Consider the following 22,562-nt stretch of genomic DNA (forward strand, 5'->3'; position numbering starts at 1 on the left):
AGCACGTTGTGCCGCGCCAGCAGGTTATCCAAACACACATGGACACTTTGTTATTCACGAAAGACCAGTATTACTTCGCCGGGCTGCTGACCTTGTGCGTTTTGTCAGTGGCAAGTTACGCCTATGCCGGCAATGTGTTCCTGTTCAATTTCGACAAGGAATACTCGCTGCCGAGCCTGTACCACTACCTGCTTTTGTCGATCTGCTGTTTCGGGTTTTACCAGCTGATGCAACTGGAACGGGCTTACGACGTCTGGTTTTACGCATTCGCCTACCTGCTGGTGGACGACATGACGACACTGCATGAAACGGCCGGCTGGCTCCTGGGCAAACATGTCATCCCCGGCCCATTGTGGTTTTTCTCGGCCCGCTCGCTGGGTGAAATCTCTTATCTTGCTGTTGTGGGCGGGCTGCTCGGCGTCCTGCTGATCAAGCGGTTTTTCGGTGCAAACGCAGAGGTGAGGAAACAGTTCATCATCTTTGCCTGCCTCATCGTGTTGTTCGCCCTGTTCGGCGTTCTGGTTGACAGCATTCACGAACAGACCTGTTCGCCGCGTGGCTTGCTCTGCCTGCTGGTCGGCATCCTGGAGGATGGCGGCGAGATACTGGTGACCATCTTCATCATTCATCAGATCAGGCAGCTGCTCATCAGTGAAACTGAAAATGCGAGCCAGCAGTCTCCACAGGGCTTGTGACCGTCCCTGAGCCCGATCCTGGCCCTAATCGAGAATCGCCAGAACAACCAGTAAGCCGGCAACCACAGCCAGACAGCGCTTCAGCATGACCAGCGCGCTGGCAATTGTCGCGGCATCCGGATCAGGCGCGCCGTCATTTACCCATGGATGCTGCTCCAGCCTGTCGCCATAGGTACGCGGACCGCTGAGACGGCAGTTCAGTCCTGCTGCCATGGCCGCTTCCGGCCAGCCGGCATTGGGCGAGCGGTGCAGCCCTGCATCGCGCCGCATGACCTGCCAGGCCTGGTGCCGGTCAGGCGATACCAGCACCAGGACAAGCCCGGTCAGGCGCGCCGGTATCCAGTTCACCAGATCATCGAACAGGGCCGCCGGCTTGCCGTAAGCTTCATATTTGTCATTGCGGTAGCCGATCATGGAATCCAGCGTGTTGACGGCCTTGTAGGCGGCAATTCCGGGCAGGCCGAACAACACCCCCCAGAACAACGGCGCTACAACACCGTCGGATGTGTTCTCGGCAAGACTTTCAATGGCAGACCGCGCAATTCCGGCCTCATCCAGTTGCGCCGGGTCGCGGCCGACAATCATGGAAACCGCATTGCGGGCGCGCTCGACATTGCCTGCAGCAAGCGGCTGCTGCACATCGGCAACATGATCATGCAGGGACCGGGCAGCCAGCAGAGGCCATGCCAGCAGGGCGCCCAGCACCGCGCCCAAAAAGCCGTCCGGCAACACGGCCTGCAACAGCAATCCCGCGACAGCGCACATCGCCACGACAAACAGGCCGGCAACCGCCCCGACCATGATCCGGTGACTGCGCGAGGCATCACTCCGGTTCAACCGGGTCTCAAGCTGGGTGATCACGCGCCCGATCCAGGTCACCGGGTGGCCGATGCGTGCGTACAGCCAGCCGGGCCAGCCAAACAGCCAGTCGAGCAGCAATGCCAGCGCCATTGTCAGTGCGAATGTCATGCATGTTGCCATACCAGCCCGACCTGATCACGCCAAGCCGCTTGTTGTTTGTTTCATCCGGGGGTAGGACAGAGGCCAACATGGCAGGCACATTACCCCTCATAACCTTTATCCTGGGCGGCGCCCGGTCCGGAAAGTCCTCTCGCGCGCAATCCCTGGCAGAAGCTGCCGGGCCCAAGCGCTGCTACATAGCGACAGCACAGGCCTTTGACGACGAAATGAAGCTTCGCATTGCAACCCACCGCGCCGACCGCGGTGAGGGCTGGACAACACTGGAAGCGGCGCTGGAGCTGGCCGATGCGGTCACCTCGGCGGGCAGTACATGTGACGTTGTGCTTATCGACTGCCTTACCCTGTGGTTATCAAACCTGATGCATCACGAGAGCGATATTGCGCAGGAAACCATCAAGCTGACCGCAGCGTTGAAACACTGCCCGGTACCGGTCTTTGTTGTGTCCAACGAGGTCGGCCTGTCGATCGTGCCGGAAAATCGCCTGGCGCGGGAGTTTCGCGACGCACAGGGCCGCCTCAATCAGGATGTTGCAGCGGCGGCAGACATTGTGGAACTGGTGGCCGCGGGCCTGCCCCTGAGACTTAAAGGCTGAAGTCAGTCGAGCGGCGGAATACGGGCAACAAAATGCCCCTTCACGCCTTGCGGCCATTGTTTGAACGGCACCACACCGGTGTCGCTGGCGGCATGGCCGGCTGCGTACTCGACCAGCGCGGAGGCTGCGTCCTCACCGGGTTCAAACGAGCCCAGAACGTAGGCCAGCTTGCCGTCTGCGGAAATCGCTACATTGCAGCCATGCTCGCATCCCATCAGGCACGGTACACCGCGCACGTCAACACCATCCACACCACCGGCAGCCTTGACGACGCTTGCCAGCATGGCTTCTCCGCACGGCGTGCGTTGCTTGTCTTCGCGCACAGCCGGCTGGCGGCAGGTGGTACAAACGGTGATCGTGGTGGGCATGGACGACATGAACAACGGCTTTCGAAACAAAACGGCCTGCCAAGCAGGAAACAAAGCCAGCTTTTACACGATCATGAAGCGGGTTGGCGAGGGTAAATGCTTGCCGACAGGCGGAATTCAACCCTGCCTTGAGCAACGCCCGCCTGGATGCACCTTGCGCGGAGAAATCGTCGCGCTGGTACCGAAGCAGGTAATGACAATTTCGCCATTTGCGGCGCAGATGCTCGACTGGAACATAACCGGCTGATCGGCCATGACGCGGGCATGCTTGATTGAAAACGCATTCACTATGTCCTCGTGGCGCGACTGGCAGGATTTTCTGTTGTCACTGGATTTACGCGCGGCAAAGTCGATGATGCGGGCAGCGCCGGTTCCGGACTTGCCTGGAACCAGCCAGTCAGCAAACTCACCGGGAAGAGCCACCGGCGTGACCGCCGGCATGGTTTCGCGGTCTGCCTTGTCAGACTGAGCCTCTGCGGCAGCCCGGATTGAGGCTTGCTGCCGAACGGCCTGCTGGACGGCCAGCCGGTCGGACTTTGTGTGACCCCAGGTCAGCTTGGATTTCCTGATGATCGTTTCAGAACGCGCCGCAATTGCAGCCGCGGGTGCGGCCACAGTTACAGATGACCGCCCGTCAAGAGCCTGCCAGGAAAACACCGGAAGCAGCGCGAGCGCTGAAACAGCAAAGCCGGTACGCAAGGTTTGTGGTATTGCACGTTTGTCAGCCATGATACTATCAAGCCTTCTCACGCACGATGCGCTTGCCGCTCTGGTTGAGCAATTCAAGATTGTTTTGAATGATCGGATTGTCAGGTTCGCGCTCAAAGGCTGCCAGGAAATGCTGGCGTGCCTTCTTGAGATCACCACGCAACAATTGCGAATATCCCAGATTATTGAGCATCATCGTATTGTGTCCAACCAGTTTGATGGCGTGGGCATAGGCGCGATCCGCCAGGTCGAAGCGACGCAGGCGGTCATAAGAAGCAGCCAGGCCGATCCACGCCTCCACATCACGCGGTGACAATTCCACAGCCTTGCGATAGCTCTTTTCCGCCAGACCGAAGCGGCCTTCACGAAATTCACCTTTTGCAGTCTGCAACAGATTGTCAGACGGGTGATAAGGCGCACGCCCAGCGTGATGCTTGGTGCCTGTTTCACCCTGCAGATGATCCGATGTTGCCGGATGAGGACCCGGCAGACGCGGCTCGGATGTGGATATGCTGGCGCCGAAATCGGCCACATGCTGCAAAGAGAACCCTTGCGAACAACCGGTAACACCAAGCGCTAACACGCCCGTAATAAACAATTGAGTAAACTTCATAACTCGCCCTCCCAAAATTCAGACTCAGGCAGGCATTATGACGATGGTCCATGAAAGAACATTCATCATATCCATTCAAATTTTCTGCAAAATTCAAAGGTTAAATTTTTATGAATATACTGTTACTGAATACAATTGATTACATTTTTCCACATTAGTGAACGAACACTTTACTCTATTATCACTGAACGCTCTATAAATGACGCGCCATGATGTATCTTGACTGGAATTCTACTGATTTCTGGGAGGCATCGGGATGGCAGAAAACAATACGCGGCGCGAGTGGCGCGGCAAACACCACACACGAACCAGCAAGCAGCTGGGCGGCGGATTTTCCGGCGTGCAGCTGTCGAGCAAGACCGGGCGCATGTTTGCGCTGGGTTGTATTGCGCTGGTGTCCGGCGTTGTGGGAGCCACCATTACCGGCCAGGTCTTCGCCTACAAAATTCGCAACATGGACAAGACAGCCATTGTCAAGCCGGCCCCGGCAGAACCAAAGATGGAAACATCGACAGTGCTGGTCGCAACCCGTGCCCTGCGTTTCGGGGACAAGGTAGACAGCGCTGCGGTTCGCGCCACCACATGGATTGCGGGAACCGAACCAGCCGGATCGTTCAAAACCCTGGAGGAGTTCCAGGCCGGCGTTGACGCACGCGCTGCATTGGGGCCCATCGAAATGGACGAACCCATTCTTGCAGCAAAGGTAACCGGACCGGGCGAACGCCCGACATTGTCTGCGCTGGTTGGTGACAGCAAGCGTGCCCTGACGGTACCGGTCGATGAAGTGTTTGGCGTGGCCGGCTTTATCCTGCCGGGAGACCGGGTGGATGTCATGCTGACGCGCACGATGACGGCCGGCGATCCGACGACGTCGCAGGCAGATGTGCTTGTGCAGAACGTCAAGGTACTGGCAATCGACCAACAGGCAGACCAGCGTCTTGATGCGCCGAGCGTATCAAGTGCGGTTACCCTCGAGGTTGATACGGAAATGGCCCAGAAACTGGCACTTGGCGGATCCATCGGTCGCTTGTCGCTGACATTGCGGGCAGCCGGATCTGCACATCGTGCCGATGTCGGCTCCGTATCTCTGGCTGATCTTGCAGGCGATACGCAACGGCGCCGTACCATGACCATTGTGCGTGGCGTCAAGGGCAGGACTGCGACGGCATCACGCCAGCCCGCCGCGACACCGGTCCAGGTGCCTGCGCAGGTCCAGGACACACCGACAGAGTAGAATTACAGCAAAGGGAGCGCCCTGGATGATCTGTCACAACAGACACCATGGATCAGACAGGCGTGCAGGGAGATAGACAATGAGTATAATGACAAACACGCTGCCCGGCAGCAACCTGCGCCACCTGATGGCCCGCCTGGTGGTGGTGCTGTTCAGTTGCATGTGCGTATGGACACTGGCAGTTAATCAGGTCGAGGCCGCGACGAAGTTCAACGCCGACACCAGCACAATCCAGCAAATGAAGGTGCCGGTCGGACAATCCGAGACCGTGCAATCCGGCGCAGACATTTCCAACCTGGTGGTTGGCGATCCTGAAATCGCCGATGCCTCGCCGCTTGGAACCCGGTCCTTCTACGTCCTGGGACGCAAGACCGGGCGCACAAACCTGTCGCTTTATGATGCCGACGACAAACTTCTCGGTGTCATCAATGTGGAGGTGACATTCGATACCAGGGGGTTGAAGGATGCGCTTCGCACGGTTCTGCCGCGCGAAAAAATCAGGGTACGCAGCGTCAATGGCAGGGTTCTCCTGCAAGGTGCCGTACGCAGTTCAACCGCCGCGGCACGGGCCATGCAGGTGGCCAAGGATTTTGCCGGCAGCAATGTAACCAATGCCATGACGGTCGGTGCAAGCCAGCAGGTAACCCTGGAAGTGCGCTTCATCGAGGCCAAACGCAACGCCAGCCGTGATCTTGGCGTCAATTATGCGGTCAGTGCCGGCGGCATCAGTTTTCAGCCGTTCGGCAATGCGCTGGCATCAAACGCCGCAACTGCGCCGTTTGGCCGGCTTGTTGCAGACATGCTGACCGGTGGTGCGTCAGCCGACATTATCGTCCAGGCCCTGGAAAAGAAGGGCGCAGCACGGCGCCTTGCAGAGCCAAACCTCACCGCACTGTCCGGTGAAACGGCCAGCTTCCTGGCCGGTGGCGAGTTTCCTGTGCCGGTTGCCCAGGACAACGACAAAATCTCCATCGAATTCAAGAAGTTCGGTGTCAGCCTGGCGTTCACACCGACCGTACTCGACAACGGCCTGATCAACCTGGCTATCGAACCGGAAGTCAGCGAGCTTGACTTCAGCCGTACGGTAACCACCAGCGCAATTCAGATTCCAAGTCTGATTGTCAGGCGGACCCGGACAACGGTGGAACTGCGCGACGGGCAAAGCATTTCAATTGCCGGGCTGCTGCAGACATTCAATGCACGCAACGCCGACCAGATTCCATGGCTGGGTGATGTGCCGGTGCTGGGCACGCTGTTCCGTTCGAGCGGATTCCAGAAATCGGAAACCGACCTGCTGGTGATCATCACGCCACGGCTTGCCAAGCCGGTCGATCCGACCAAGCGGATTCCAACCCCGCTGGATCTGACCGCGTCGAGCAATGACGAGGAGCTGTTCCTGAACGGCAAGGTCGAAGTCAGCCGCAACTATCTTTCGTTCATCGAAAACGGTGGTGAAATCAAGGGACCCTACGGTCACATGATCGATCTGCCAGGAGGTTCAAATGAAATTGTCACCAAGTAAATCAAGCACGCTGTACCGCAGCGTCGGCGCCACTTTTCTGTGCCTGCTGTTTGCAGGATGTAGCCAGAGCAATCTCAGTCATTCAGACAAGATTTCTGCTTCATCAGGTGATGCGGTGCGCGCTGCAACCGTGATGCAAACCGTTGATCCATGGCCTGATTATGTCCTCGACACGGACGTAACGATGGATGGCGAACTGGCGGTCAAACGCGCCAACGATTACAAGAAGGGCAGGACCAAACCGCTTCAGGGCGAACGCTCGTCAGGCGGTTCATCGGTCTCCGCGGGAGGATGATCCCGCTGGCCTGACAGAACCGGCGTGCTGACAGGCTTTGTGATTTACCCTATTCTCGCTTAAACACTGTTTCAGGCAGGAGCTCCGGCTCCTGCCTGTTTTGTTCAATCTGGCGAGATGAAGAAATTGAAACCGCATCCATACTGGAAAGACATGCCGGCAAGCCTGATCGCGGATGCCGATTGCAGTGACTGGATTGCCGTGCTGCCGGTGGCAGCCACCGAACAACACGGACCCCACCTGCCTGCTTCAACGGACACAGATATCGCCCGGGCCATGGTCGCCGCCTCGGTGGCGATCCTGCCACGCGATGTGAAGGTTTCGTTCCTGCCGGTTGAGGCAGTCGGCGCCTCTGCCGAGCACGGAGACACGCCCGGCACCGTCTCGCGTGACCCGTGCGAACTTGCCGAGGCCTGGGTCGGCATCGCGGCCGACCTCAACATAAACGGCATACAGAAACTGGTGCTGGTCAGCTCCCACGGCGGCAACACGCCGGTGTGCGACATGGTCATACAGCGCGCACGCATCGAGCTTGGCATGCTGGCGGTCGCGACATCATGGTCACGGTTCGGATATCCCGACGGACTGTTCAGTAGTGACGAGGTCGCCTTGGGCATTCATGGCGGTGACATTGAAACATCCATCATGCTGGCGGCACGGCCCGACACCGTGGACTTGGCGAAGGCGGAAGACTTTCCGTCACTGCAGCAGGACATGATCGGCAGCATGAAGCACTTGCGTGCCTATGGCCCACACCGCTTCGGATGGATGATGCATGATCTCAACAGTCAGGGCGTAACCGGCAATGCCGGTGCTGCCACGGCCGAAAAAGGCGCCGCCGTCATCGCCCACCAGTCGCGCGGGTTCATCGAACTGCTGGAGGACGTGAAAGCATTCGATCCGGAACATTTCAGATCAGGATGATAGAGCAGCTTTATGGGTTCAATAGAACCCATGTTGCTCTAGACGCTGAGATACTGGTCCCTGATCTCCGGGTGAGTTTCCAGATCCTCGAACGTTGAGTCAAACACCGCGCTGCCGCCTTCGATGATGATCGCGCGATCCGCGACAATGCGGGCAAAGTGCAGGTTCTGCTCGGACAGCAGGACAGTCAGGCCCTTGGCCTTGATCTCCAGCAGCGTCTGCGCCATCTGCTCGACAATCACCGGCGCGATACCTTCAGACGGTTCATCAAGCAGCAGCAGCTTCGGATTGCCCATGAGAGTGCGCGCGATAGTCAGCATTTGCTGTTCACCGCCCGACATCTGCTTGCCGCGATTGTTTCTGCGCTCGGCCAGGTTGGGAAACAGCTCAAACAAGTGTTCGACCGTCCAGGCAGGCAAGCCGTCGCGCACCGGTTGACGCCCCACTTCGAGATTTTCCATCACCGTCAGATCGCCGAAGATACGGCGTTCTTCCGGCACATACCCGATACCGGCCTGGGCCACCTTGTGCGTGGCCGACCTGGTTATGTCCGAGCCTTCGAATTGGACCGTCCCGGACCGCGGGCGTGCCAGCTGCATGATGGTGCGCATGGTGGTGGTCTTGCCGGCGCCATTGCGCCCCAGCAGCGCAACAACCTCGCCTGCCGCGACCTTGAACGACAGGTCGTGCAGGATATGGGCCTTGCCGTAGAAGGTGTTGATTTCATTGAGTTCAAGCATCGTTTCAGCCATGAGCCTGACCCTCGAACAAGGTACCGCCGCCAAGATAAACCTCCTGCACGCGAGCATCGTTTCGAACATCATCAACGCTGCCGGAGGCTATCAGCTCACCCCGGTTGAGCACCATGATGCGGTGTGCATGGGCAAACACCACATCCATGTCATGCTCGGTGAACAAGACCGATATGCCGCGTTCAGCGACAATGTCGGCGGTAAGCTGCATGAGGCGCACCCGCTCCTTGGGCGCCATGCCGGCAGTGGGTTCATCCATCAACAGGAGTTCAGGGGCATGGGCCAGTGCAATTGCCAGCTCAAGCCGTTTCAGGTCGCCATAGGCCAGGATTGCGGCAGCCCGTTCGGCCTGTTCGCGCATACCTACAAGGGCAAGAAGCTGCATGGCCTCATCCACATGCAGACCGGATGCCGGGCGCCAGATATCCCAGGTCCTGCGGTGATGCGAGATCAGCGCCATCTGCACGTTTTCTCGCACTGTCATGGAGGCATAGGTTGCGGTGATCTGGAAGGTACGCCCTACTCCCATTCGCCAGACGCGCCTCGGGTTCAGACCCAGAATGCTGGTGCCATTGAGCCTGACCTGGCCGGCATCGGCCCGCAATTGCCCGTTGAGCATGTTGAAACATGTGGTCTTGCCTGCCCCGTTCGGCCCGATCAGCGCCAGCAGTTCGCCTTTCGCCAGATCGAAGGAAACATCCGATACGGCCTTCAGGCCGCCAAAGGACTTGGACAGATTGCGGACACTGAGGACGGGATCGTTCATGACGCCTGCTCCTCGTTGCGTTCAAACCCTGCCTTTACCGCGATCTTCTTGATGAACCCGGCAATGCCTTCAGGGGCGATCACCACGATTGAGATGATGATGGCGCCCAATATGGCGCGCCAGTAATCCAGCCGTGAAATCTCGTCCTCCAGAAGCCGGAACACGCCTGCCCCGACAACCGGGCCGGACAGTGTCTGGACACCGCCCAGCAACACCATGACAAGTGCATCAACCGAGCGTGGAATGGCCGCTTCATCAGGAAATATGGAGCCTTTCGAAAACACGTAAACGCCGCCGGCGATACCGGCAAACACACCGGCCACGATTAAAGCCACCCATTGGTGCTGCCTGAGATTGATACCGATGGACTCGGTGCGGTTGGGATTGTCGCGTCCGCCCCTGAGCGTATAGCCGAAGGGTGAGAAGATCATGCGACGCATGGCAAGGATGCCGCCGCCGCACAGGACCAGCGCCAGGTAGTAATAGGCGGTTTTCGATTTGGCCCATTCAGACGGCCAGATGCCGAGCAAACCGTCGTCTCCACCGGTCAGGTCCTGCCACTGGTAGGCCGTTGACCATACGATCTGGGCGGCAGCAAGCGTCAGCATGGCCATGTACACGCCAGACAAACGCACGCAGAACCAGCCGAATATGAGGGCGCCGGCCGCCGCCATCAGTGGCGCCGCCAGCAACGCCAGTTCCATCGAACCACCAGCGTATTTTATGACGAATGCCGCGCCATAGGCGCCGAGACCGAAATAGGCCGCATGGCCAAACGACACCATGCCGCCATTGCTCATGATGAAATGCAGGCTGGCTGCAAACAGCGCGAAGATCAGCACGTCCGTGGCCAGTACAATGGCGAACTCGCCGGCCAGGAAGGGCATGACGACAAGGCCCACCAGCAACAATCCGGCAATGGATTTCGCGAGCGTGCTTGCAGGCCGGATCGGCAACTCAACCTGACCCGCGACATGGGCCAGCGTTTCGGCCTTTCCGAGCAGGCCATAGGGCCTGATCACCAGCACGACAGCCATGACGACAAATGCCAGAACAATGGTCGCCTGGGGCAGCACCAGGACACCAAATGCATTCAGTTCACCAATCAGCAACGCCGCGATAAACGCACCTGGAATGGAGCCCATACCGCCAATGACGACAACAACGAACGCTTCGGCAATAATCGACAGATCCATCAGCAGGTTGATCGATACTCGCGGCAGTTGCAGCGCGCCGCCGAGACCGGCCAGAAACGAGCCGAGAAAAAACACCGTGGTGAACAGCCATGACTGGTTGACACCCAGGCTGGCTACCATTTCGCGATCCAGCGTGGCAGCGCGCACCAGCACGCCCCAGCGAGTGCGGTTGAGCAGCAACCACAACGCGCCCAGCACAATCGGACCGAGGGCAATCAGCACCAGGTCGTATTCAGGTATCGGTTCGCCGAAAATACGCACCACGCTGTCCAGCCCGGGCGCGCGCGGACCGAACTGGTCATCGCCGCCGAAGATCAGCAGGATGGCATCCTGCATCAGCAGCACCACGCCGAATGTCGCGACCAGCTGGTACAGTTCCGGTGCATTGTAAATACGTTTCAGGATCAGGATTTCGACGACGACACCGACCAGGGCGACAATCAGCGCCGCAGCCAGGACAGATCCCCAGAAGCCCAGAATACTGCCCGGCACAAACTGCACCAGTGCATAGGCGACATAGGCGCCAAGCATGTAAAACGAGCCGTGGGCGAAGTTCACGACACGGGTGACGCCGAATATCAGCGACAGCCCGCAGGCCACCAGAAACAGCGACGAAGCGCTCGAAAGGCCCGTCAGGAACTGGGCGAAATAGAAGCTCATTCAGCCCCCTTGATGTGCTGCATTGAGACTGCGGGCCCGGCAATTCCCGGACCCGCCTTTTTGCGTAATGAGCCTATTCGGCAGGGCGCAGTGACTTGACGTCTTCGTCGGACGGCTGATAGTCCGCGCCGTCGGCGTAGAACCAGTCAACCATGACACCGGCGCCGTCCTTGACATCGGTTTTGCCGACCCATGTCCCCATGGTAGCCTGGTGATCCTGTGCCCGGAACGTAAACTTGCCAGACGGCGACATGACCTCGAGACCCTTCATGGTGTTGACCAGGGTTTCGGCGTCATAGGCGTCGGCCTTCTTCAACAGCGCAGCCAGTGAAGCCACGACATTGTATCCGACTATCGAACCGAGCTTGGGTGCTTCGCCCCATTTTTTCATATAGGCATCGAAGAACACCTTGTGCTCCGGTGTTTCAATGGCGCCTTGCGGATAACCGGTAACAATCCAGTTCTTGGGCGCCTCACCCTTCAAAGGTTCCAGGTACTCCGGCTCGCCGGACAACAGGGACACCACGGTGCGGTTTTCAAACGTGCCGCGCAGGTTTCCCTCACGAACGAACTGCGCAAGATCACCACCGAACGTAACATTGTAGATACCGTCCGGCTTGGCCGCCTCCACAGCGCGCACCACGGGACCGGCATCGATCTTGAACACCGTCGGCCACTGTTCTTCAACAAATGTAGCGTCCGGAACCAGCTTGGTCAGTTCTTTCTTGAATGCCGCTACCGCTTCCTTGCCATAGGCATAGTTGGGTGCAACCGTTGCCCACTTCTTTGCCCCTGTCTTGGCCGCTTCCTTGGCCAGCATTGCAGCCTGCATGGTGGTCGACGGGCGCAATCTGAATGTGTAGCGATTGCCTGACTTCCACACGATGGCGTCGGCCAACGGCTCTGCTGCCAGGAAGAATACCTTGTTCTGCTTGGCGAAATCGGTCACAGCAAGCCCGATATGGGACAGGAAGGTTCCGGTCAGCAGGGTCACCTTCTCTTTCGAGATCATTTCTTCGGCAATGGTCACGGCGTTACCGGGCTTACCACCATCATCACGATCCACAAATTCAAGCGGACGGCCCTTGATGCCGCCTGCTGCGTTGACCTCTTCAAGCGCCAGTTGCCACCCCTTCTTGTAGGGGTCGAGAAACGCCGGCAGGCGTGAATACGAATTGATCTCGCCAATGCGGATCGGTTCTGCCGCCTGCGCCGCAATCGCGGTCAGGGCAACACCTGCAGCCAGCACGCAACCGGCCATGTATCTCAAGATTTTCATACTCTCTCCCTTTCGTTGTAATCACGATGATACGGCTCAACCACCGCGTCATCCAGTTTCAGATTGAGCCCACCCCTCGTTACCCGTCTCTTCAGCTTGCAGCAGCTTTTCAATGCGGCTGCGGTATACATTCGGCCCCTTGTCAAAGGCCAGCCGCACCGGGCGATGATATTGCGGCTTCAATTCCTCAAGCTGAATGGCTTCAAGGATCTCCTTGTCCTCATTGAATGCGATCCGGAACATGGCGTCCATGGATTCAGACACTTTCTCATCTTCAATCGCAACATTTCTCAAATGCATCCAGCGATCAATGGTGTTGGTATCGTCAACCGGCGTCAGGAAATGCAGCGCAAACACCCGCACGCCTTCATGGCGTTTGTCTTCAGGCAGGTTGAGTGCCGCATCAGCGCTGCCGAAATCGATCACGGCAATGGACGGCAGATGCAGGTAGTAATAATGCCAGCGGTCCACATTGCCGGTGAAACCGCCGAACTTCTGGAAGAACCCGACCGGCGGCGCATCACGGATCCAGCGCCAGGCAACAATGACATCACCTTCTACATCTGCGTGTACCGGCACGTCCTCGCTGGCCGCGTTGCCCAGTGTGGTCGGGTGAACAAAGCTCACATGCGCCGGGTCAACCAGGTTTTCAGCCACGTTCAGGTAGTGCGACCTGAGATGCAGGGCATCGCCCTGATGAGCATGCCATTGCGGGTCGGCGAACTCGGGCAGGCTGAAAATGTCATCCGGGTCGGCAAGCTTTGCCTCGCCCATCCATATCCAGACGATGTCATTTTTCTCATGCACCGGATAAGCGTGCACGGATGTCTTCGGGATATTGTCCTGACCGGGTGCGCGGATGCAGGCGCCTGCCTTGTCGAAGGTCAGGCCGTGGTAGCCGCACTGGATCGCATCACCGGCCATCAGGTGCCCCTTGGACAACGGCAGCTGGCGGTGCGGGCACCGGTCACGCAGGGCGCAAACCTCACCCGCCTCGCCGCGATACATGACAATGTCATCACCCAGAATGGTAAAGCGGCGCAGTGTGCGATCAAATTCACTCGCCCAGCCGGCGACATACCAGGCATTGCGAACAAACTTCATATCGGCGTCCTCCTTCAACTGGCTGGTCCCTTTCAGGATCAGCGCAAACCGTCTTCACCTTTTGCTTCATCCTTGGTCAGCCCGCCCACTCTCGGCAACGGCCGCCCGGAATCGGTCACGGCGACGGCCACCAGAATTTCATTGGCGCGCGGCGCATCTGAAATGCGCACTTCCATGCCGTCAAAGTGCGAGCGTACGTAAGCTGCATCCTTGTGGCCTAGCGGCACGTCGAGCACCGTACCCATGCCACCACGTTTCTTGGATGACGGCACCAGTGCGGCGCCTTTTTCCACCGCCTTGCGCAACGGGGCGCCCAGCTTGGGATGCAGGATGGCGGCAGCGTGTTCCAGTTCACCGTTTTCACCGACAAGTGCGGCCTTGCCGTAACTTTCCGCGTCGACCGGGGCGATACCCAGTGCGGTAACGGCTCTTTCGCCCAAGTACCCGCCAAGTTCTTCACCGACCTGCATCAGGTCTGCAAGGTCTTCGACAAACTTGCCGGCAAACGGGTTGTCGATGACCGCCACCGCGCAGGCCCGCCGTGTCGGCGGGTCGATCTGCCTGCCCTGTTCAATGTGAATCTCATCAACAAACACGGCGATCTTCCTGATCTTTGCACTGCTCATCTCAGCCCGTCCTCTCCCTTGATATCGCTGGCCGGCAAGCCGCCGGCGCGGTTGTGCACCCTGGCACCTGTGGTCATCACCAGCACAACTGCCATCTCACCGGCGCGCGGCGCATCTTCCACACCCACTTCAATGGCATCGAAATGTGAACGCACATAAGACGCCGCCACGTGGGTGACCGGCACATCGAGCCGGGTGCCCGGCCCGCCGACCTTCTTGGTTGACGGCACGATGGCGGTGGAGTTCGGCACATGTTCACGCATGGAATAGCCGCCCGGTGCATGCCACAAGGCGCCGTGTTCGACCTCCCCCGCCTCACCGACAATGGCGCCCTTGCCGTAGCCCTCAATGCCTGAAGGCTCGACACCCATGGCGGCAATCAGGTCGCCGGCCATCTGCATGCCCAGCGGTTTGAGATTTTCCATGAACGGCTGGATGTCTTCGACATAACGGCCCGCATAGGGGTTTTCGATCACTTTCAGAATGTAGCCGCGCCGAAACGGCGTTGCTGCCGTCGGGCCACCTTCATGGAAGACATCCTCCACGCCGGTTACGGTCTTCCTGACTTTCACTTCAGGCATGTTGTCTGATCCCCGTCATGGCAGGCCCTGCATCGGCAGACCCTGCGTCCAGTGTACGTACTTCGTCATTGAGCCCCAGCGTCGCCGCCACGATCAGACCGCGGCCTTGCAACCGGCCGGCAAACTCCAGGCCGCGCTCCAGCGCCGTTGCAACCTCACGGTCCGTCAGTTCCGCCACCTCGACTGTCACCCGGCGCTGGCCCAGATCGCTGTCGGGATACAGCGCGGCAGCTGGCGCTCGGCGAACCTTGATGGATCGTGGCAAGTCCACCTCATTGGCAACAAGCGTTGCCGCAATATCGGCCTGGGCCGCAGTGGCTGCCAGCACCGTCACGCTGTCGGCAATGCCAAAGGAAAAACTGCGGCCACGCCAGCCGGAAGTTGCAATACCGCGCACCGGATCCGCCGCGTGCACAGCAACCGGCCCGTTTGCCGATGCAATCGAAAATGTTTGTCCATCGGCCAGATGCAGCGCAATGTCGCCGCCATTGTTCACATAAGCCCGTGACAGGTCGGCGCTTGCGCACATGGCATCAAGCATTTCGTCGGCAACACTGCCGGCCACGGCTGCCATGGGTGTGACCTTTGATGTCCAGTGCGGACGAACCGCCGCCACCATGCGGCTTGCAATCGGACCGGATACCTCAAGACCTGCTTGCGGCATCAGCGAGCGCAGCGTCGGAAGTTCCTCGGCCAGAACGCCGAGCACCGTTTCGAAGCGCGCCCGGGCTGCCGTATAGGCCCGGCTGACCTGGTCCGGCTTTCCATCGGCCTCGATGATCAGGTCAATGGGGCCATGCTGCAGGTGCAGGCGCTTTCCGTCCGGCAACATGGCGGCCTGAATACTCATGACTTGCCCGCCTTCTTTGACCAGCCGAAATGCGCAGGCTCCGTGGGCCACGGCACGCCGGACTTGGAGCCGGTATTGGTCTGGCCGGCCAGCACATGGTCGTTCTGAATGGCCTTGGTACCCTTGCTCGCTTCTTCCAGCGGCATGACGTGCTTCATATGGCCGCCGAGCGCTTCATAATCTTCCCGGCGCATGGTGAATTCAATCGGCGCAACAAGGGCCGGTGTAGGCACGTAGCCGAAGGCATTGTCCGGCAACTGCGTGACATCCGACATGATGGTGATACCGCCGCCGGGCCAGACATAGGCCGGCGCACCGCCACAGGTAATCCGGGTCAGTGCATGCTTGACCGAGCGGGTCAGCTTGACCGGGTTTTCGGTCACACCTGCCCTGAGCGATCCGCCCGCACCGCCCATGAACAACACCGTGCACAGGGCAGGTTCGCAGTTTTCCTCAATCAGGCCGACGGATTTCAGCAACCGCTCGGGCATGTCACGGGCGACAGGCTTGAGATCGTCGTCGAGTTCGTAATAGGCAAACTGCTCGCCGGTTGTCGACACCATCAGCAGCGACTGGCCTGCTTTAGCGAACTTCGGATTGAAATCCCCCAATATGGTCAGGGGATCGTCCACATCGGTACCGCCCCAGCCGGTGCCCGGGTCAGCCACCTGGAAATAGCGGCCCGGCGTCGACCGCCTGCCCTTGATCTTGATGCCGGTCGGCTGCCAGTCGAGAACCTTGCCCGCCTGGTGTTCGGAGATGACGCCGGTGATGTGATCGTCGACCACCACGACCTCGTCCACCAGGCCGTGCCATTGCGAGGCGAACATGCCGACCGTGGCAGAGCCGCAGCCAACCCGCATGCGTTCTTCGCGGACTCCGTTTACGACCGGTGCAGCACCCGCCTCGATGACGATTGTCGAGCCTTCGTCGATGGTGGCCTCTACCGGCTTTCCATTGCACAGGTCGAGCAGCGCCTGGCAGGTGACGCGGCCTTCCTTCTTGCCGCCGCCGGTCAAATGGTGCACACCGCCCAGCGACAGCATTTGCGAGCCGTATTCCGCCGTGGTCACATGACCGATGGGTTCGTCACCGACACGCACCAGGCTGCGCTCCGGGCCGAGATGGCGGTCGGTATCGATCTTCACCTTGACGCCGCAATAGGAGAAAATGCCCTCGGTCACGACGGTGATCATGTCGACACCGTCAACCTCGCGCGACACGATGAACGGGGCCGGCTTGTAGTCGGGATAGGTCGTGCCGGCACCGATGGCAGTGACGAAGCTGTCGTCGGGATTGATGATCTCGCCGTCCCAGTCCGGACCCTTGTCGAGGAACGGGACGATTTCGCCGCCCGCCTCGATGGTCTTGTCGATGATCACCAGCGGATCGACCCGCACCAGATTGCCGTCTTCATTGGCGTAGCGGTCACACGCGCCGGAGCGGCCCGGCGCGATGTAGCACATTACCGGGCAGGCGTCGCAGCGGATCTTGTCGCCCTGTCTTGCCGGTTCAGCCATGCTCGGATGCCTCCTGGATGGCCGCCATCACCTTGTCCGGAGTGGCCGGCAGATGCCGCACACTGGCACCTGTTGCATCGCGGATGGCATTAAGGATCGCAGGTGCCGTGGGGATCAGCACATGCTCGCCCAGCCCCTTTGCCCCATAAGGCCCGTGCGGGTCCGGCACCTCGACAATGATCGATGTAACCGGCGGCATGTCACCGATGGTGGGGATCAGGTAGTCATGCAGGTTCTCGGTCCGGCCCGGCTGGAAATCCTCCATCAGCGCCATGCCGATGCCCTGTGCCACGCCGCCCTCGATCTGGCCCTCCACCAACAGGGGATTGATCGCCCTGCCCACATCATGGGCCGCGGTCAGGCGATCCAGCGCGACGGTGCCAAGCCGTGTATCGACGGTCAGTTCAATCATCTGCGCGCCATAGCCAAACACGGCGTATGGCGAACCCTGCCCGTTTTCATCCAGGGGTGTTGTGGGCGGGTCATAGGTTTCTTCCGCCCTGAAGACATAGCCTTCGTCATCTGATGCAAGTGCGGCCAGGTCAATCCTGCGTTCGCTGTCGCCGTCGCTGATGACCAGAGCCTGGCCTTCAACGCTGATCGACGCCCCATCAGTCACGTTGGCATGGCGCAGAATAGTGGCGCGCAAGGCTTCACCGGACAATCTGGTGGCATTGCCGGACACGAATGTCTGGCGCGAGGCGGATGTCTTGCCCGCATCCGGTGTGATGGCGGTGTCGGCTGACTGCAGGAAGATGGTGTCTGCCGGCACGCCCAGCGCATCGGCTGCAATCTGTGCCATCACCGTGCTGGCCCCCTGACCGATGTCCACCGCACCCTGATGCAGGACGATGCGACCATCGCCGGTCACACCGATTTTCATGGTGGAGGGATTGGGCAGGGAGGTGTTGCCGCAGCCGTACCAGCAGGTGCCCAGTCCAACGCCCTTGCGCACATGCGACCCGGTGGCGTTGAAATCAACCACCCGTTGCCGGGCCTGTTCCCAAGAAGTCTGCAATGCTTCCAGGCAATCCCTGATGCCGACACCGGATGCGAACACCTGGCCGGTTGCGGTCGGCAAGCCATCATCAAGCGCGTTGATCAACCGGAACTCCAGCCTGTCGATACCGGCCGCGTCGGCCAGTTCGTCGAAAACGCACTCCTGGGCTATTGCCGACTGCGGCACGCCGAAGCCGCGGAAGGCCCCCGAAGGCGAACAGTTAGTGTGCACTGCAATCGAGTGGGCGCGATAGTTGGCTATGTGAAACGGGCCGGATGCGTGCACCGGCACGCGGTTGGCCACGGTCGGACCCCAGCTCGCATAGGCACCGGTGTTGAAATAGCCCTTGAAATCAAACCCGGTAATGCGGCCTTCGCTGTCACAGCCCGCCCTGAGCCTGATCTCGCTGGGATGGCGCTTGGTGGAAGACCGCATGGATTCCTGGCGCGTATAGACAATGCCGCACGGCCGGTTCAGTTTCCAGGCGGCAAGCGCGATAAACGGCTGCATTGAGATATCCAGCTTCGAGCCGAAGCCACCGCCGCAGGCCGTCGGCACAATGCGAACCCGGTCAACGTCCAGGTCCATGATCGCGGCCATGGCGTCCCTGTCCATGTGCGGGGCCTGGGTAGAGGCATGAATTGCAATCGTATCACCGTCACGGACCGCCCAGCCTGCTTCCGGCTCGATATAGGCATGCTCGATAAACGGCGTGGAGAAACTGCGCTCGACGATATGGGCGGCCTCGTCCAGACCGGCAGGCACATCGCCTTTGTGCACCAGGCCTTCCACCATGACATTGCCGGCGCGGGCCTCATGCACGAGCGGCGCATCTACGGCCATTGCATCTGCACAGACAAGCACAGCCGGCAGTTCCTGCCATGAAACCGGAAAATCCTCGATGTGCAGGCCCGCAACGGTGTCGGCGTCACCCACCACCATGGCAACAGCTTCGCCGCGATAGCGGGCTTCGGTTTCTGCGAACACCGGCTGATCGGCGAACTGCGGAATGACACCGTGCTGGTTGATGCCGGGAATGTCGGCGGCCGTCATCACTGCATCAATGCCTGGATGGCCTGCAATGAACCGGTCGACGTCACCGATCCGGAATGCCGCGCGATGATATGGCGAGCGGATGATTTTCACCATCAGGGCGCCGGCGGGAATGGCGTCTGCGCCAAACTGTTCGTGTCCGTCGACCTTCGGGGTCCCGTCAACCCTGCGCATCGGCTTTCCGACCACCTGCCGGGTAGTATCCACCGGCGACACGGTGTTTGAGCCTGCCGCAAACAACACCGCATCGATGATCTTTGCGTATCCGGTACAGCGGCACAGCACACCGCCCAGTGCGTCTTCGACTTCAGTCCTTTCTGGTGTGGCGGAAGACGCCAGCAGTGCTGCAGCGCTCATCAGCATGCCCGGCGTGCAGATGCCGCACTGGGCCGCACCAAACTGCAGGAATGCATCCTGCAGCCTGCTCAGGCTGCCATTGCTGCTCAGGCCTTCAATGGTGGTGATGTCAGTGCCGCTCACCTGGCCGACTGCCGTCAGACAGGCACACACCGGCTCGCCGTCCACCAGCACCGTGCAGGCGCCGCAGTCACCTGCGTCACAGCCGACCTTGGTTCCGGGCAGGTCAAACTCGTCCCGCAACACACCCGACAGGCGTTTGTAGGGCGCACTGGTGACGACGGCCTTGTTGCCATTGATAGTCAGTTTCGTGACCGGCGGCGGCACATGGCGGTTCATGAATGGTCCTCCACACACGCAGCAAGCGCCCGGCGCACGCCTTCAAGTGCCGCATCGAGCCGGTAGCCGGCGGGCGCGCGCACATCGTCAATCGGCGACAGGCCATCGAGATGGCGGGCTTCCGGGACTGACTGAATATCCGACGGGCTGGCGCCCATCAGGTCATTTTCAAGGCTGGACAAGCGCTGCGCCACGACCGAACACGCTCCCACACTGACGGCGGCAGCCTTGATGAGGCCAGTGCTATCCAGTTCGAGGCGCGCTGCAACCATGGCGATGGAGATAACCAGATAGCGCCGGGCGCCGAGTTTGAAAAACGCCGACGAACCCTGCGCGCTGCTGTCGGGAATGAAAATGCCCGTGACAATCTCATCCGGGCGACGTGCGGTCCGGCGGTTACCCTGCAGAAACTCGCCCAACCCCATTCGCCGGGTCTTGCGCACCGAGGCCAGTTCAACTTCCGCATCCAGAACCAGCAGCGCAGGTACGCCGTCAGCCGCGGGCGAGGCATTGCAGATATTGCCGACAATGGTTGCCCGGTTCTGTATCTGGACGGAGCCCACTTCAAGGGCGGCCTGCTTCAGGCAATCGAATGATTGCGGCAGGAAATCTGCACGCACCAGTTGTGTCCAGGTGGCAAGCGCGCCGATGCGCCAGCCTGCCTCGTCATCGTCGCGGGAAACGCCCTGCAAGCCTTCTATACAGGAAATATCCAGCACCGGGCCGGCAACCGGACCTTCGCCAAGGCCGGGATAGAAGTCGGTTCCGCCGGCAAGCATAACCCAAGCATCAGTAGCCAGAAGCTCAATCGCCTCTTTCACCGACGTGGGTTGTGCGTAGCTCTCCATGCCTGCCCTTTTTGTTTGTACACTAATGATAGGACCGGTTTTGAAACAGAGTCAATCGCTGTCTTTCGGGATGCAGAAAACCGCGGAACCGACGGCGAGCAGAAGCCATGCCGCATTATTTGCCGGATTTTCCGAAGGAGGAATGCCGTTTATGTGGGCTATCCCACATTCTGATGGCTGAAAGACTGGCATAGTGGGGACGGCATGGGGCAGTTGCGACTTTCGAGACGGAGCGCCAACCTGTGAAGGACACCGCCGAACAGACCGACACATTCGAGAACGCCTACCCGAAGTATCCGTTCTCCGAACTGGTCAGACTATCGCTCAAGCTAACAGGTTGTCTGGTCGCCCATTGCAGCAAGGCAGGGCGGACAAAGGTCGCGCATCCGCGGGTTTTCACGAACACACGTTGATCAGGAGGTTAAAAATGAAATTTCGGGTCCAAAGACAAACCGTTCTTGCAGCTTTGGTTCTTGTGGCGCTTGGCACCGGTCAGGCGCTGGCAGACAACTCTGTAACACCGTCCAATGACCGAAGCGCCTGGCCTGAAGGTACACCGCGCAGCGATGCCGCCGTGGATCTTGGAAGGTACCTGTTTTTTGACCCGCGTCTTGTGCTTTCACAGGACCAGTCCTGTGCGAGCTGTCACAGCCCGCATGCCGGATATGCCGACAGTGTGGCGCTCGACCTTACCGGGCACAAAGGATGGAAGCGCGCCAAGCGCAACTCGCCAACCATCTACAATCTGAGCGATGCGCCGGTTGTCCACTGGGACGGGCGCACACCGGCGGGTCAATGCCTGACGGCTGAAGACACCGGGATTGAAACCTGTCTGGAACCCCTGGAGGCCCAGGCGTTCAAATCCATGCGCTCGCGCAAGGTCTACAAGGGTTTCCTGCCGAAGGTGAAGGCCGAGCCTGCCTATCAGGAGATGTTCAAACAGGCCTTTCCACCCAAAGGCGAAGTCACGCACCTGAACCTGGCGCTGGCCATCGCTGCGTTCGAGCGCACGCTTGTCAGCAACGACTCCGCCTATGACAAGTACAAGGCCGGCGACCGGTCGGCCCTGTCAATTGAGGCCCAGCGCGGACTGGCGATCTACGAAGGCAAGGGAAACTGCACGGCCTGTCACAGCGGCCCGCATCTGACCGACTGGCAGTTTCACAATATCGGAGTCGACAGCGACGATGACGGTCGCGGCGCGAAAATGAAGACCGAAGATGAAAAGGCACAGTTCCGTGGTGCATTCAAAACGCCCGGACTGCGCAACGTGGCCCTGACCGCACCTTACATGCACAACGGCTCGATCGGCACGCTTGAAGGTGTGGTGGAGTTCTACGACCGTGGCGGTGACCGCGATGCCAACCTGTCGCCTTTGATCGAACCCCTGGGCCTGACCGACCGTGAGAAATGGGACCTCGTAGCGTTCCTCAATTCACTTACCCATACGCTCAAGGTTCAGGTTCCGGATATTCCGGGGCTGGCAAGCAAGCAATGACACAAGGTGCATTGGCGGTGTCAGCGCTCCCGCGCTGATGCGGCCCATAGCGGTCTTTCGTTTGTCGCGCAGCGAACGACGGGAGCGAGCCCAACCAAGACGTTCACTGCGACGCAGCGAACTTCAGCTCTGAGCCCATTGCAGACGTCTATTGAGATGCAACCGATGTCCGCTTTGTGCCAATAAGAGACTCTCACCAG

Annotated in this window: 22 protein-coding genes; 7 read left to right on the forward strand and 15 right to left on the reverse strand. The window is 59.7% G+C overall.

What is annotated here, in order from left to right; translation table 11 throughout:
• Positions 1–38 precede the first annotated feature (38 nt).
• Positions 39–695 (forward strand): hypothetical protein, encoded by a 657-nt coding sequence (locus DHN55_RS02655; protein WP_108879839.1) that lies wholly within the window; start codon positions 39–41, stop codon positions 693–695.
• A 24-nt stretch (positions 696–719) separates the two neighbouring features.
• Here DHN55_RS02655 and cbiB read toward each other — a convergent pair whose 3' ends face one another.
• The gene (gene cbiB, locus DHN55_RS02660) at positions 720–1,664 is read right to left on the reverse strand and encodes an adenosylcobinamide-phosphate synthase CbiB (protein ID WP_108879840.1); all 945 of its coding nucleotides are present in this window, start codon (positions 1,662–1,664) and stop codon (positions 720–722) included.
• An 80-nt stretch (positions 1,665–1,744) separates the two neighbouring features.
• Between cbiB and cobU the strand changes: the two genes are divergently transcribed.
• Positions 1,745–2,269 (forward strand): bifunctional adenosylcobinamide kinase/adenosylcobinamide-phosphate guanylyltransferase, encoded by a 525-nt coding sequence (gene cobU / locus DHN55_RS02665; protein ID WP_108881671.1) that lies wholly within the window; start codon positions 1,745–1,747, stop codon positions 2,267–2,269.
• Positions 2,270–2,271: 2 nt separating this feature from the next.
• On the opposite strand, the gene DHN55_RS02670 is transcribed toward cobU, so the two are convergent.
• The 3 genes from DHN55_RS02670 to DHN55_RS02680 all read right to left on the reverse strand — a co-directional run bounded on the left by DHN55_RS02670 (position 2,272) and on the right by DHN55_RS02680 (position 3,958).
• A complete protein-coding gene (locus DHN55_RS02670) occupies positions 2,272–2,646 on the reverse strand; it encodes a DUF1636 domain-containing protein (protein ID WP_337659847.1) in 375 nt (124 codons plus the stop codon).
• A 108-nt stretch (positions 2,647–2,754) separates the two neighbouring features.
• Positions 2,755–3,366 (reverse strand): hypothetical protein, encoded by a 612-nt coding sequence (locus DHN55_RS02675; protein WP_108879841.1) that lies wholly within the window; start codon positions 3,364–3,366, stop codon positions 2,755–2,757.
• Between the two features lie 7 nt (positions 3,367–3,373).
• Complete coding sequence (locus tag DHN55_RS02680; RefSeq protein ID WP_108879842.1) at positions 3,374–3,958, reverse strand: tetratricopeptide repeat protein; 585 nt, start codon at positions 3,956–3,958, stop codon at positions 3,374–3,376.
• 256 nt (positions 3,959–4,214) lie between these two features.
• Here DHN55_RS02680 and cpaB point away from each other — a divergent pair, with 256 nt between their 5' ends.
• The 4 genes from cpaB to DHN55_RS02700 all read left to right on the forward strand — a co-directional run bounded on the left by cpaB (position 4,215) and on the right by DHN55_RS02700 (position 7,933).
• Entirely contained in the window at positions 4,215–5,192 is a 978-nt protein-coding gene (gene cpaB, locus DHN55_RS02685) for a Flp pilus assembly protein CpaB (protein WP_108879843.1), read from the forward strand.
• Between the two features lie 79 nt (positions 5,193–5,271).
• Positions 5,272–6,714, forward strand: coding sequence for a pilus assembly protein N-terminal domain-containing protein (locus DHN55_RS02690; RefSeq protein WP_108879844.1), 1,443 nt, complete (start codon positions 5,272–5,274; stop codon positions 6,712–6,714).
• Positions 6,695–7,009: a hypothetical protein gene (locus DHN55_RS02695; protein WP_337659848.1), complete on the forward strand. Its 315-nt coding sequence runs from the start codon at positions 6,695–6,697 to the stop codon at positions 7,007–7,009. Before DHN55_RS02690 ends, DHN55_RS02695 begins: the two co-directional genes overlap by 20 nt.
• Before the next feature lie 117 nt (positions 7,010–7,126).
• On the forward strand, positions 7,127–7,933 hold the full coding sequence (locus DHN55_RS02700) for a creatininase family protein (RefSeq protein ID WP_337659849.1): 807 nt from the start codon (positions 7,127–7,129) through the stop codon (positions 7,931–7,933).
• Positions 7,934–7,971: 38 nt separating this feature from the next.
• Here DHN55_RS02700 and DHN55_RS02705 read toward each other — a convergent pair whose 3' ends face one another.
• The 11 genes from DHN55_RS02705 to DHN55_RS02755 form a co-directional block, all read right to left on the reverse strand.
• Complete coding sequence (locus DHN55_RS02705; protein ID WP_337659850.1) at positions 7,972–8,685, reverse strand: ABC transporter ATP-binding protein; 714 nt, start codon at positions 8,683–8,685, stop codon at positions 7,972–7,974.
• Positions 8,678–9,451, reverse strand: a complete 774-nt coding sequence (locus tag DHN55_RS02710; RefSeq protein ID WP_108879846.1) for an ATP-binding cassette domain-containing protein — start codon at positions 9,449–9,451, stop codon at positions 8,678–8,680. Before DHN55_RS02710 ends, DHN55_RS02705 begins: the two co-directional genes overlap by 8 nt.
• Positions 9,448–11,307 carry an ABC transporter permease subunit gene (locus DHN55_RS02715; RefSeq protein ID WP_108879847.1) on the reverse strand — a complete coding sequence of 620 codons (1,860 nt, stop codon included), beginning with the start codon at positions 11,305–11,307 and terminating at the stop codon, positions 9,448–9,450. Before DHN55_RS02715 ends, DHN55_RS02710 begins: the two co-directional genes overlap by 4 nt.
• Before the next feature lie 73 nt (positions 11,308–11,380).
• Positions 11,381–12,586, reverse strand: a complete 1,206-nt coding sequence (locus tag DHN55_RS02720; RefSeq protein ID WP_108879848.1) for an ABC transporter substrate-binding protein — start codon at positions 12,584–12,586, stop codon at positions 11,381–11,383.
• Between the two features lie 48 nt (positions 12,587–12,634).
• Positions 12,635–13,690, reverse strand: coding sequence for a Rieske 2Fe-2S domain-containing protein (locus DHN55_RS02725; protein ID WP_108879849.1), 1,056 nt, complete (start codon positions 13,688–13,690; stop codon positions 12,635–12,637).
• Positions 13,691–13,728: 38 nt separating this feature from the next.
• On the reverse strand, positions 13,729–14,316 hold the full coding sequence (locus DHN55_RS02730; RefSeq protein ID WP_108879850.1) for an amino acid synthesis family protein: 588 nt from the start codon (positions 14,314–14,316) through the stop codon (positions 13,729–13,731).
• On the reverse strand, positions 14,313–14,897 hold the full coding sequence (locus DHN55_RS02735; RefSeq protein WP_108879851.1) for an amino acid synthesis family protein: 585 nt from the start codon (positions 14,895–14,897) through the stop codon (positions 14,313–14,315). Before DHN55_RS02735 ends, DHN55_RS02730 begins: the two co-directional genes overlap by 4 nt.
• A complete protein-coding gene (locus DHN55_RS02740; protein WP_108879852.1) occupies positions 14,890–15,747 on the reverse strand; it encodes a UPF0280 family protein in 858 nt (285 codons plus the stop codon). The genes DHN55_RS02735 and DHN55_RS02740 overlap by 8 nt, the downstream gene beginning before the upstream one ends.
• Positions 15,744–17,267, reverse strand: a complete 1,524-nt coding sequence (locus tag DHN55_RS02745; protein ID WP_108879853.1) for a 6-hydroxynicotinate reductase — start codon at positions 17,265–17,267, stop codon at positions 15,744–15,746. The genes DHN55_RS02740 and DHN55_RS02745 overlap by 4 nt, the downstream gene beginning before the upstream one ends.
• Positions 17,260–20,016 (reverse strand): molybdopterin cofactor-binding domain-containing protein, encoded by a 2,757-nt coding sequence (locus tag DHN55_RS02750; RefSeq protein ID WP_108879854.1) that lies wholly within the window; start codon positions 20,014–20,016, stop codon positions 17,260–17,262. The genes DHN55_RS02745 and DHN55_RS02750 overlap by 8 nt, the downstream gene beginning before the upstream one ends.
• On the reverse strand, positions 20,013–20,864 hold the full coding sequence (locus DHN55_RS02755) for an FAD binding domain-containing protein (protein WP_108879855.1): 852 nt from the start codon (positions 20,862–20,864) through the stop codon (positions 20,013–20,015). The genes DHN55_RS02750 and DHN55_RS02755 overlap by 4 nt, the downstream gene beginning before the upstream one ends.
• A gap of 427 nt (positions 20,865–21,291) precedes the next feature.
• On the opposite strand from DHN55_RS02755, the gene DHN55_RS02760 reads away from it, so the two are divergent.
• Positions 21,292–22,362, forward strand: a complete 1,071-nt coding sequence (locus DHN55_RS02760; RefSeq protein ID WP_108879856.1) for a cytochrome c peroxidase — start codon at positions 21,292–21,294, stop codon at positions 22,360–22,362.
• Positions 22,363–22,562: the final 200 nt, after the last annotated feature.

Source organism: Anderseniella sp. Alg231-50, from assembly GCF_900149695.1.
Lineage (GTDB): Bacteria > Pseudomonadota > Alphaproteobacteria > Rhizobiales > Aestuariivirgaceae > Anderseniella.